The sequence below is a fragment of the Pseudomonas urmiensis genome (assembly GCF_014268815.2).
In the GTDB taxonomy this organism is placed as follows: Bacteria; Pseudomonadota; Gammaproteobacteria; order Pseudomonadales; family Pseudomonadaceae; genus Aquipseudomonas; species Aquipseudomonas urmiensis.
This window is the reverse complement of record NZ_JABWRE020000001.1, coordinates 5,518,499-5,530,859: the sequence shown is the minus strand read 5'-3', so window position 1 is coordinate 5,530,859 and position 12,361 is coordinate 5,518,499. Positions and strand designations below refer to the sequence as shown.

Genomic DNA, 12,361 nt, shown 5'->3' with positions numbered 1-12,361 from the left:
TGCAATTGAGGTTGAGAGTCAAGCTTTGCGGCCCAGCATGCGGATCAGGGTCGCGTCACGGTCGATGAAATGGTGTTTCAGTGCTGCAAGACCATGCAAGCCGGCGAAAATCACCAGGCCCCAGGCCAGGTAAAAATGGATCTCGCCAGCGGTATCTGCCTGGTCGGGCAGGTTACTGACCAGCGCTGGCACTTCGAACAGGCCAAACACCGGAATGCCGACGCCATCGGCGGTAGAGATCAGGTAACCGGCGATCATCACCGCGAACAGCCCCAGGTAAAGCGCCAGATGCCCCAGCTTGGCGGCCATGCGGGTGAATGCCCCATGGTTGGCCGGCGCCGGTGGCGGCGGGCTGATGAAGCGCCAGAGCACACGCAGCAGCATCACCGCCAACAGCACCAGGCCGATGCTTTTGTGCAGATCAGGGCCAGATTTGCGCCACGGGCTGTAGTAGTCCAGACCGACCATCCACAAGCCCAAGCCAAACAGACCGAAGACTGCCAAGGCCACACCCCAGTGCATGACGATGCTGACCAGGCCATAGCGAGAAGGTGAGTTACGAACTTGCATGTTGGCGTATTTCCCCGTGAAAGCTGTGCACAGACTATCGCGTAACGTATCGAATAAAAGCGGAAAAATCTGACTCGGATGATCGAGTTTTCCGATATGTATTGTGTGCATTGGCTATTAAGGAAACATTAACCATAGCGGAAATTCGTCGGGGAGGGGTGAGGCGCAATCGTGGGTCCCATCGCGGGCAAGCCCGCTCCTACAAAGGTATGTGCCGAACCTGTAGGAGCGGGCTTGCCCCGCGATGGGCTGCAACGCAGCCCCGAGTGTGAATCAGCCAGCCTTGGCCTGAGTATTGGCCAGCGGCTTTTTCGCCGGTTCAGACTTGGCCGTCGCCTTCTTCACTGGCGCAGGCTTGCTGGCGGCCTTCTTCGCCGGCTCAGTCTTCGCCGCCGGTTTGTGCGTCGGAGCATACTTGGCAGGCGCAGCTTTGGCAGCCGGTTTGACGGGCTGTTCCTTGGCCACAGGCGTTGGCGCAACGGGAGCAGGCGCAGGGGCAGAAACCGGCGCAACTTCCTCAGCCTTGGCAATTGGCGCAGCCTTCACTTCAGGCTTGGCACTGCCACCGAACAGGCGCGAGAAGAAGCCCGGTTTACCCCCTTCAGCCTCCTTTGCGGTCACCGGCTCGGCCTTGGCGGGTGCCTTGTCGGATTTATCGGAAGAACCGCCGAACAGGTTCGAGAAGAACCCGCCCTTCTCCTTCGCCGCCACCGCACCGGCTGTCGCTGCAGCGGCAATCGGCACGGCCTTGGCTGGGTCGAACGACTTGCCGGCGAGCAAGTCCTGGACCTGCCCGGCAGCGCGCTGACCGCTGCGCAGAGCGCCTTCCAGCGTGCCTGGGTACAAAGCGTCGGTGTGTTCACCCGCAAACGCTACGCGCTGCACCGGACGCTCCCACAGGCGCCAGTACTTGCTGATCTGCCCTGGGCCATAGGCCAGGTAAGCGCCACCGGTGCCAGCATCGGTGCTGTAGCGTTTGACTTCATAGCCCGTGAAGGCGCCACGGGCTTGTGGATAGAACGCGTGAAGGCGAATCAGCACCTGATCGACCATCTGCTTGTCGCCAAACGCCTGCAACAGGCGGGCGTTATCGCCAGACAGGTTGATCACCACGTTGGCCCCCCCCTTGAGTGCAGGCTCGATCCACAGCATGCCGAGGCCTGCGTTGCTGAAGATCTCGCCAGACATCCGCGCACGGCTTTCCCACACCGGCGTCTTGAACTTGAGCATCAGCTGGTCGCGCCAGCCGTAGTTGGTGCCCTTGAGGGCGGCCAGGTGCTTGCTGTCCAGGCCTGGAGTCATCTGGATCTTGGCCAGCGCCCGCAGCGGCACCGCCAGCACCAGGTAGTCCGCCTGATAGCCGACGCTACCGACCTTGACGGTAACGCCGTCCTTGTCCTGGACGATGGACGTCACCGGCGAACTGGTCTTGATGGTCTTGAGTTGTTTGACGAAGGCCTGGGCCAGCACTGGGCTACCGCCTGGCAGGCGTGCGGCACGCAGGTCGCGGTCGCTGACACCGCGGTAGACGCGGGTCTGCTGGGCGAAATACAGCAACGACAGCCGCGATGGCTCGTCATAGCGGGTACGGATCTGCTGGTTGATCAGCTGCCGAGCTGTGGTTGGCAGTTGCAGCTTGTCGAGCCAGGTCGACACGTTGATCTGGTCGAGGGCGAACAGCGTGCTGTTAGCCTGCGGGTTCAGCGGATCGTCGATCGAGCGGGCCAGGTCGTCGAGGGTCTTTTCGTAACGCTTGAGCGCCTCTGCGGTGGCAGGTTGCTTGGTGGCCAGGTCTGTGGCGTTGAAGTACTCGCCGTCGATCAGGTAACCCGGCGTTCGCACGAACTCCGGCGCTGGCAGTGTTTCCAGCTTGAAACGGTCGACATACTGGTTGAGGACTGGCTGCGCCTTGCCGTTGCCGATCCATTCGCTAGTGGCCAGCCCCGAGCGGCCGCCCATCCCCGACTTGGCTTCGAGCAAAGTCACTTGCCAACCCTTGTTTTGCAGTTCGTAGGCTGCGGTCAGGCCTGCCAGGCCGCCGCCTACCACGATCGCAGTAGGTGTCTTGTCCTTGGCGATTGCGGCGCCACTGGACACACCAATCAATAGCAACGCGCACAGGCGCACCCAAGCAGCAGCCATGTCGGCGAACTCCGGTTGAAATAGGTTTATGAGATCGGGGGAAGGGACGCCCCAGGATGATGCGTTAAGAATACGTCACCCTTGGGCACCCTGCCAGCAGAGCGACGACAAGTCGTTTATGCAACTGGCATTTTTGTCAGTAGCCAAAATCGGCGATTGCAGTGGAAAGTGGCAGCATCCAAGCCCCAATGGAAACTCGCGCATGGAATGCCATCAGCACTTTGCCCGCATGCAGCCTCATCACTTCAAACCCCACGACATCTGGCAGGGCAACAGTGGCTTGAGCATTACCTCCAATTGCACCTCATACGCGGGGCTTTACCAAGATTTCCAGGGCAATCCCGGCACTGAACTGGTGATTGGTGAAAACAACGACCTGCAGATCGACTTCGGTAAGGAAATCGATTGCGTCATGCTCGATTTCTACGTGGTTAGCAACTGTCCATGGCTGGATGAAGACGACCTGATCGAATGCGACTACTTAGGCATCAGCACCGATCTACTCGACGCACCACCGCTGTACTGGCTGACCCTCAGTGGCCAATCGGGCACTGAATACGTTCCGGGGGTATTCGCCAGCACGCCTACCCGCCAGTTGCTGCTGGGGCCCTTTCGCAAGCTGACCATCTCCACCAAGCAGGCCAGCACCCTGCACATTCCAGCCCTAAGCTGGAGGCCCGTCCTGCGGCACTGAACCTGAACACGGTTGTGATGCCCGGCACCTTTGCTTAGGCTTACGCGGTCAAACCAAGCCGCGTCGCCAGGAGAAGTGCCCATGGGCCTCAACGATCAGTGGATGCAACGTGACCTCAAGGTCCTGTGGCACCCCTGCACCCAGATGAAAGACCACGAGCAGCTGCCGCTGATCCCGATCAAGCGCGGCGAAGGCGTGTGGCTGGAGGACTTCGAGGGCAAGCGCTACCTGGACGCGGTCAGCTCCTGGTGGGTCAATGTCTTTGGTCACGCCAATCCGCGTATCAACCAGCGCATCAAGGATCAGGTCGACCAATTGGAGCATGTGATCCTCGCAGGCTTCAGCCATCAGCCGGTGATCGAGCTGTCCGAGCGTCTGGTCGCCATGACCCCAGATGGCCTGGACCGGGTGTTCTACGCCGACAACGGCTCATCGTGCATCGAAGTGGCGCTGAAGATGAGCTTTCACTACTGGCTGAACAAGGGCCAGCCGGACAAGAAGCGCTTCGTCACCCTGAGCAACAGCTACCACGGGGAAACCATCGCGGCGATGTCGGTGGGCGACGTGCCGCTGTTCACCGAAACGTATAAAGCGTTGCTTCTGGACACCATCAAGGTGCCCAGCCCCGACTGCTACCTGCGCCCCGAAGGGGTGAGCTGGGAAGCGCATTCACGGACGATGTTCGCCGCCATGGAGCAAACCCTGGCCGAGCATCACGCCAGTGTCGCCGCGGTGATCGTCGAGCCGTTGATCCAGGGCGCTGGTGGCATGCGCATGTACCACCCGATCTACCTCAAGCTGCTGCGCGAGGCCTGTGATCGGTATGGTGTCCACCTGATCCACGATGAAATCGCCGTCGGCTTCGGCCGTACCGGCACGATGTTCGCCTGCGAACAGGCCGGCATCCGCCCCGACTTCCTGTGCCTGTCCAAGGCCCTGACCGGCGGTTATCTACCGCTGGCCGCCTGCCTGACCACCGATGACGTTTACCAGGCCTTCTACGACGATTACCCAACCCTGCGCGCCTTCCTCCACTCGCACAGCTATACCGGCAACCCGTTGGCCTGTGCCGCAGCGCTGGCGACCCTGGACATCTTCGAACAGGACAACGTGATCGAGGCCAACAAGGCGCTCTCGGCGCGCATGGCCAGTGCCACCGCGCACCTGGCCGATCATCCGCATGTGGCCGAGATTCGCCAGACCGGTATGGCCTTGGCGATCGAGATGGTCCAGGACAAGGCCGGCAAAGTCGCCTACCCATGGCAGGAGCGCCGCGGCCTCAAGGTCTTCGAGCACGCCCTGACCCGTGGCGCCTTGTTGCGTCCGCTGGGCAGCGTGGTGTATTTCCTGCCGCCTTACGTGATTACCCCAGAACAGATCGACTTCCTCGCCGAGGTGGCCAGCGAAGGGATCGACATCGCCACCCGCGACAGCGTCAGCGTGGCAGTGCCCAAAGACTTCCATCCCGACTTCCGCGATCCGGGCTAGCCCGCAAGATCGCCGCCAACCCTGTAGGAGCGGGCTTGCCCGCGAACAAGGGCGAAGCCCTTGGCAGACACCGCAGTGTCTTGTTCGCGGGCAAGCCCGCTCCTACAGGGAACTTTGTGCCCCCTACTCCCTGAGCTGAACCATGAGACTGTCCCGCTTCTTCATCGACGCCCCCTTGAGCCTTGGCCAGCACGACCTGCCCGAAGCCCAGGCCCACTACATCGGCCGCGTACTGCGCATGGCCCCTGGCGATGCCGTGCAATTGTTCGACGGCAGCGGCCAGGAATACCTCGGCCAGCTGCTTGAAGTCGGCAAGAAGAGCGTACGCGTCACGCTCGACCAGGCCCTCCCCGGCCAGGCCGAATCGCCGCTGCATATCCACCTCGGCCAAGGCCTGTCGCGTGGCGAGCGGATGGACTGGGCAATCCAGAAAGCCACTGAACTGGGTGCCAACGAAATCACCCCGATCGTCAGCGAACGCTGCGAAGTACGCCTCAAGGACGAACGCGCCGACAAGCGCCTGGCACACTGGCGCCAGGTGGCGATCAGCGCGTGCGAGCAATGCGGCCGCTCGACCCTGCCCGTGATCCATCCACCGCTGACCCTGGCTGAATGGCTCAAGGCAACCGAGGCCGACCTCAAGCTGGTCTTGCACCCGGTAGCCGAGCCGCTGACCAGCCATGCACGCCCAGCGCGCCTGGCCTTCCTGATCGGCCCAGAGGGTGGTTTGAGCGACGCCGAAGTGGAGCAGGCCAAAAACGCCGGCTGCCACGCCGCCCGCCTCGGCCCACGCGTGCTGCGCACCGAAACCGCGCCGGTGGTGGCGCTGTCGGTGGCCCAGCAGCTATGGGGCGACTTCTAAACGCGTGCCCTAACGCACGTAGAAGAACACTGCGATGAAGTGCAGCAAGCTGCCGGCGATGACGAACAGATGCCAGATGCCATGCCAATGGCGAAAGCGGCTGTCGAAGGCGAAGAAGATGATGCCGATGGTGTAGAACGCACCACCGGCTGCCAGCCAGGCAAAGCCAGCACCGCCGAGGGTGTGCAGCAGGGGCTTGACCGCCACCAGCACGATCCAGCCCATGACCGCGTAGATGATGATCGACAGCACCCGCGCTTCGGAGCGTGGCTTGATCTCTTGGAGCATGCCGATCACCGCCAGCCCCCAGACCACCCCGAACAGGCTCCAGCCCCAAGGCCCGCGCAGGCTGACCAGGCAGAACGGGGTATAGCTGCCGGCGATCAGCAGGTAGATCGACAAGTGATCGAGCTTGCGCATGATCACCTTCGCCCGCCCGCGAGTGCTGTGGTAGAGGGTCGAGATGCTGTAGAGCAGCAACAGGGTGCCGCCGTAGATGGAGAAACTGACGATCTTCCAGGGATCGCCCTGCAACCCGGCCGCAACGATCAGCCAGATAGCGCCTATGCAGGCCAGTACCGCACCGACCAGGTGCGTCCAGGCATTGAAGCGTTCACCGTAATACATGCAAACACAGACCTCCGATGGCGGGGCAGGTTCCTGATTTGGTGTGTTTTAAGGCAAGCACCGCGTCGTGCTTTTCGCGAGCAAGCCCGCTCCCACAGGGTAAGCGGGGAGCCCGGGGACAATCCGCAACATCCTTTACAGGGTGAGCGAGGAGCCCAAGCCAACGCTGTTCCTGTGGGAGCGGGCTTGCCCGCGAAAAGGGCCACGCGGCTTCAAGTTTGACGCCCTATCCTAACCCGCAACAGGTTGCAGATCCGCGTCACGCACCATGCGCTCCAGCCCCACCAGATCCGGCACCCGCGCCACCTGCTCGGCCACCTGCACCGCCGCCAGCTCCAGTTCGCTCAGCGGCACATCGACATAATTGAGCTGGCTGTCGAGCTTGCACGAGCGTGGAATGTCCTGCAGCAACAACGCCAAGTAACGCAGGCCGGTATCGCCCAGTGCATTGAGCACGACAATCCGCGCGCGCTCGCCACACACCGTCTCTGCACCACAGGCAGCCTCGAAGCCAATCAACGGCAAGCGCTGCTGACGCCAGTCGATCCAGCCCAGGTGCCAACGCGGCTCGCCAATCTGGCACGACAGCGCGCGCTGGCCAATCAATTCGGCCACCGCGACATTGGGCAACACCAGGGTGCGATCGCCCAGCGGTAACAACAGCCCGGTCAAGGTGCTGCGTTGACCGGCAATATGTTCAAGCATGCGATTGGCTCCAGTGAGCGATGCTCTGCAGCAACACCGATTCCTGATACGGCTTGCCAAGGTAATCATTGACGCCGATGGCCATGGCTCGGTCGCGGTGCTTCTGGCCGCTGCGCGAGGTGATCATGATGATCGGCAGATCTTTCAGGCGCTGGTCGCGGCGGATCCGCGTGGCCACTTCAAAGCCGTCCATGCGCGGCATCTCGATGTCCAGCAACAACACATCTGGCCGATGTTCTTCGAGCAGGGCCATGGCATCGAGGCCATCCTTGGCGGTCAGCACGCTCATGCCGTGGCGCTCGAGCAAGCGGCTGGTGACCTTGCGCACGGTCACCGAGTCGTCCACCACCATGATCAACAAACGCTGACGCGGCGCCGGGCCGAACAGCTGGTGCTGTCGATCATTACCGCCCGGCAGACGCGCCAGACGCCGCTGCTGGCCCCGTAGCTGACCGAGCAGATCGAGAATCAGCACCACCCGGCCATCGCCGAGCAAGGTTGCCCCAGACAGGCCAGGTACAGCAGCGAACTGCGGCCCCAGGCTCTTCACCACGATCTCGCGGCTCGGCGACAGGCTGTCAACCTGGATGGCGAACGACTCCTCATGGGAATGCACCAGCACCACCGGCAGCGGCACGCTTTGTCCGAGCAGGCTTGGCCGGGCACTGCCGCCTTGCAACAGCTCGCCGAGATAGCGCAACTGATAGGCATGGCCGGCATACACGTAACGCGGCGCCTCCAACTGGTAGCAGGCGGCAAGCTCGGCCGGCGGCACGCGCACGATACCTTCGATGGTGTTGAGCGGGATCGCGTATTGCTCATCACCCAGGTGCACCATCAATGCCCGGTTGATCGAAACGGTGAACGGCAGGCGAATCAGGAAGCGTGCGCCCTTGCCTGGACTGGATTCGATACTCATCGAGCCGCCGAGCTGCTTGACCTCTTCGTGGACCACATCCATGCCCAAGCCACGCCCGGAAATCTGCGTGATCTTTTCCGCCGTGGAGAAGCCTGGCCGCAGGATGAACTGCAGGATCTCGTGATCGCTCAAGCGCGCTTGCGGGTCGAGCAAGCCGCGCTTGATGGCCTTGTCGCGCACCGCAGCCAAGGGCACCCCAGCGCCGTCATCGCTCATTTCGATGACGATGTCGGCGCCTTCGTGCAGCAGGTTCAGGTGAATCGTGCCCAGCTCAGGCTTGCCCGCCGCCAGGCGCACGTCACGCGACTCCAGGCCATGGTCGACGGCATTGCGCAGCATATGCTCCAGTGGCGCCACCATGCGCTCCAGGACGCTGCGGTCGAGCTCGCCCTCAGCATTGCCAACCACCAGCTCGACTTGCTTGCCAAGCTCGCTGGCCACTTGCCGCACTACCCGCTGCAAACGCGGCACCAGGCGCTCGAACGGCACCATCAAGGTGGCGGTCAGGCCCTCTTGCAACTGGCTGTTGACCCGCGCCTGCTGTTGCAGGAGGCTCTGCGCTTCCTGAGCACGCTGGGTCAGGGTTTCCTTCAGATCGAGCAGGTCCGAGGCCGACTCGAACAGCGCCCGCGACAACTGCTGCAACTGTGAGTGGCGGTCCATCTCCAGGGGGTCGAAGTCATCGTAGGCGTCGCCCTCGGCCTGGTAGCGGCTGGACATGCGCCCCTGGGTCTCAATGTCCAGGCGCAGCAGTTGGTCGCGCATCCGCTCAAGGGTAGTTTCCATCTCGTTGAGGGCGAATTGGGCGTCGTTGACCTGTTGCTCGATACGCCCACGGATCACCGAATGCTCACCCGCCAGGTTGCCCAGGTCATCGAGCAGCTCGGCATCGACCTTGACCATGTCGCCCGGCGCACGCTCCGCAGCGGCAACCGGGGCTTCGGCAGGGGCGATGTCGGCTGGGCCCTGGCTGGCCACACTGTCAGTCAAGGCGGCGCTGCTGAAGTTACGGATGTAGTCGATCAGCGCCGTGGCGGCATGCAACGGCTGGCCCAGGCGCACCGCATCGAGCATGTGCGCCAGGCGGTCGTGGCAGTTTTGCAGCAGCGAGAACAGCGCCGGGGTCGCGGGCAAACGCCCAGCGGCGAGCAATTCGTAAAGAAATTCCAGTTCGTGGGCGAGGTCGCCAATGGCGGCGATCTCGACCATGCGTGCGCCGCCTTTGAGCGTGTGCAGGTCACGCAGCAGGGTTTCGACTTCGACGCTACTGCGCGGATCAGCCTGCAAACGCGCCAGCGCGGCTGCAGAGCTTTCGACGATGTCGGAGCTCTCTTCGAGGAACACGTCGAGCAGTTCCTTGTCGCCAGGGCTGTCGACCTCTGGAGGCGATTCTGACAGTTCGGCAGGCGCAGGTGCATGGCGAAACTCACGCAGCTGCGCGAGCAGCGCTACCGCCGAGGCTGGTGATTGCCCCTCGCGCAGGCTTTCGAGCATCTCGGCCAGCGCCGCATGGCTGCGCTTGAGCAGCTCGAACAGCGCCGCGCTGGGGCCCAGGCGGCGATCCACCAGGCCCTCGTAGAGCAGCGCCAGCTCCTGGGCGAGAATCTCCACCGCGCCTACCGCAGCCATCTGCGCGCCGCCCTTGAGGGTTTGCACCTCATGCTGCAACGCCGACAGGTTCGACGCGCTTTCGCTGTCCTGCTGCCACTGCTGCAGCGCCTGGTCGGCACTGTCGAGGATATCCCCGGCCTCTTCGAGAAACAGTTGCACCAACGCCGGTTCCGAGCTGTTATCCACAGCCGGCAATGGCGTCACGCCCTCGCGCCCCACCAACCCGGTGGCATCAGGCGCCAGCGCCGTGTCCAACAGCGCGCGCAGGCCATCGAGGCATTCTGGGCGCGCGGTCACTTCCTGCCCGGCAGCGACCTCGTCGAGCATGTCGATCAGCGCGTCATGGGCTTGTTGGGCCTGGGCGAAGAACGCTGGGTCAGCCGCCAGGCTGCCCTCTTCCACCGCCCCGTACAGATCGAGCAGGCCTTCGCAGAGCTCATCCAGCTGCCACAGGTCCGCCAGGTGGGCGCCATGGCTGAGCGTGGTCAGCTCGTCGAGCAGGGCCTCCAGCGCCTGGCGTTGCTCCGGATGCTGCTGCCAGCTCGAAAGCATCGACTCGGCATCGAGCAGGATGTCCATGCCCTGGGCGAGAAAGTTGGCGATCAGCTGAGGGTCGCGGCGCCGGCGACTGTGATGGGGCTCATCCTGCAAGCTGGCCAAACGGCCATCGACGCCTTGACCAACTTGCTCGATCAGCTCGGCAGCGCCGGGAATGGCTGCCAGCGGCGTGCTGCCCAGTTGGCTCAGGCCCAACTGGAACAGCGTGCGCCCGGCTTCCAGCCAGTCGATCTCGGCCAGCTGCAACGGCAGCTGGTGGCCTTTGTATTCTCGCGCCAGGCGGTCGAAGGCGGTGGCCAGCTCGGCGATCGGCATCACCCCGGCCATGGCGGCGCTGCCCTTGAGCGTGTGCAGGGCGCGCTGCAAGCTGTCGCTGACCGGTGTGTCCTGGCCGTGCGTCTCCTGCAAAAACGCCTCCAGGCTGGCCATGTGGCCCTGGGCCTCGTTACGGAAGATCTCCAGCAACTGCGGGTCGAGCCCGTCGACTTCGGCGGCGCTGCTGGTCTGGTTGTTGGCCAAGCCATGCAAGTGCGCCGACAACGGCTCGACTTCGGCCAGCGGCGGCAGATGACCGACGGCAAAATCGGCAAGCAGGTCTGGAAGACGCACGAACACCTGCTGCAAGGCGACCACACTCTCGCCCGCCAGGCTCACCCGTCCTTCCAGCGCGCGGTTGATCAGGTGCTCGGCGCCCCAGGCCAATTCGGCGAGGGCCTGGGCATGGACCATCCGCCCACTGCCCTTGAGCGTGTGCAAAGCTCGACGGACTTCGATCAGGGCATCGCGCAAACTGTTGTCGGCGCGCCAGCGCAGCCAGTGCCGCTCAAGGTCTGGCAACAGCTCGTTGGCTTCTTCGAGAAACACCTCACGCAGTTCGGCATCGATTTCCTCGACCTCATCGGCCAACCCGCCAATGCGGCAAGTCACACCCAGCGCAGCCAGGCTGGCACGGGCCATTTCAATGAATGGCTGCGCATCGGCCAGCGGATCGGCCACCCGCCATTGCAGATAGCATTCGCCAGCACTGAGGGCGTCGGCCAGGTGGGTCAGTTCAGCCTGCGGCGGCTCTTCGTCCAGGTGCGCCAGCCAGCCCTGCACATAGCCGGCGGCGCCAGCGAACAGCTCGGCGGCGGCTGGCAGCATCAGCATCGACAGCGCCCCGCGCACCTGGTGCAGCAAGCCCGGCAGCGCCTGCAAGCGCTGGCGGGGCCAGCCGGATTCAAGGCAGTCGCCGATCAGGTCCTTGGCCTGCTGCAGCACCGATACCGCCTCACTCAGCACCAGTTGACGGATCTGCGCCAGGTCCGAGCCTGGCATGCTGCCTTGGCCACTCTCTTCCAGTGGGCCGACCATGCCGTTGAGGGTCGCCTCGACGTACAGCAGCGCCCCGGCGACGTCCATCAACAGGGCATCGTCCACCGGTTGCTGGTCTTGGGCCAGGGCCTGCAAGGCCAGCACCTGGTCGATGATCACCCGCCGCGGCTGTTGGAAATTCAGCACCGCCAGGGTGTCCGCGACTTGGCGCAACGGCGATACCAGGGCATCGAGTTGCTCACGCGACTGCTCGCCGCGCACGAACTGGTCCAGGCAATCCTTGATGCGCATCAGGTCGTCGCACAGCGCGCTGACCACCGAGCGCAGGGCATCGCGGCCTTGGCCGGCCTGCAATTGTTCGCGCCAGTTGCCCAGCGACAAGTCGAGGTCAGCCAGATCCGCCGCGCCCGCCAGGCGCTGCGCCGCGTCGCCCATCAGGCTGCCCTGGGCCAACGCCTCGACGCCGCGACACTCGCGCAGGCGGTTGAGCAGCGGCAGCATGACCAGCGGCAGGTCATGGCGGGCGCCGCGCAGGCGCTCAAGATACGGCGGCAGTTGCTCCAGACCACGGAACATCGCGCCCAGGCAATCGCCCCGCGGGGTGATCTGGCCGTCAGCCATGGCCCGGCCAAGCAGCTCGAGTTCTTCGGCCAGGCGCGTTGCGCCACGCAGCTCAAGCATGCGCAGGCAGCCATGCACCTGGTGCAGGTTATCCACAAAAAAGGCCAGCATCGACAGATCGCCGGGGTCGCCGGCAAAGCGCTCCAGGGCCTGGCGCGCCTGCGCCAGGCAATCGAGAATCGGCGCCTTGGTCCAGGCCAGGGCGACCGTGTCGTGGCGTTCGGGGCTCACTTCGGCAGAGGCCATGGGT

At 63.7% G+C, this 12,361-nt stretch carries 8 protein-coding genes; 3 read left to right on the top strand and 5 right to left on the bottom strand.

The features are described 5' to 3' along the window. Positions 1 to 18: 18 nt before the first annotated feature. On the bottom strand, positions 19 to 570 hold the full coding sequence (locus tag HU737_RS24950) for a cytochrome b (protein ID WP_186557381.1): 552 nt from the start codon (positions 568 to 570) through the stop codon (positions 19 to 21). 273 nt (positions 571 to 843) lie between these two features. Then, on the bottom strand, positions 844 to 2,712 hold the full coding sequence (locus HU737_RS24945) for a flavin monoamine oxidase family protein (RefSeq protein WP_186557380.1): 1,869 nt from the start codon (positions 2,710 to 2,712) through the stop codon (positions 844 to 846). A 202-nt stretch (positions 2,713 to 2,914) separates the two neighbouring features. On the opposite strand from HU737_RS24945, the gene HU737_RS24940 reads away from it, so the two are divergent. The 3 genes from HU737_RS24940 (at position 2,915) to HU737_RS24930 (ending at position 5,756) form a co-directional block, all read left to right on the top strand. Continuing rightward, positions 2,915 to 3,406, top strand: coding sequence for a hypothetical protein (locus HU737_RS24940; RefSeq protein ID WP_186557379.1), 492 nt, complete (start codon positions 2,915 to 2,917; stop codon positions 3,404 to 3,406). A gap of 81 nt (positions 3,407 to 3,487) precedes the next feature. Further along, the gene (locus tag HU737_RS24935; RefSeq protein WP_186557378.1) at positions 3,488 to 4,894 is read left to right on the top strand and encodes an adenosylmethionine--8-amino-7-oxononanoate transaminase; all 1,407 of its coding nucleotides are present in this window, start codon (positions 3,488 to 3,490) and stop codon (positions 4,892 to 4,894) included. A gap of 142 nt (positions 4,895 to 5,036) precedes the next feature. Continuing rightward, on the top strand, positions 5,037 to 5,756 hold the full coding sequence (locus HU737_RS24930; RefSeq protein WP_186557377.1) for a 16S rRNA (uracil(1498)-N(3))-methyltransferase: 720 nt from the start codon (positions 5,037 to 5,039) through the stop codon (positions 5,754 to 5,756). Positions 5,757 to 5,765: 9 nt separating this feature from the next. Here HU737_RS24930 and trhA read toward each other — a convergent pair whose 3' ends face one another. The 3 genes from trhA to HU737_RS24915 form a co-directional block, all read right to left on the bottom strand. Continuing rightward, positions 5,766 to 6,383 (bottom strand): PAQR family membrane homeostasis protein TrhA, encoded by a 618-nt coding sequence (gene trhA / locus HU737_RS24925; RefSeq protein WP_186557376.1) that lies wholly within the window; start codon positions 6,381 to 6,383, stop codon positions 5,766 to 5,768. Between the two features lie 231 nt (positions 6,384 to 6,614). Beyond that, complete coding sequence (locus HU737_RS24920) at positions 6,615 to 7,088, bottom strand: chemotaxis protein CheW (RefSeq protein ID WP_186557375.1); 474 nt, start codon at positions 7,086 to 7,088, stop codon at positions 6,615 to 6,617. After that, positions 7,081 to 12,357, bottom strand: a complete 5,277-nt coding sequence (locus HU737_RS24915; protein ID WP_186557374.1) for an Hpt domain-containing protein — start codon at positions 12,355 to 12,357, stop codon at positions 7,081 to 7,083. The genes HU737_RS24920 and HU737_RS24915 overlap by 8 nt, the downstream gene beginning before the upstream one ends. Positions 12,358 to 12,361: the final 4 nt, after the last annotated feature.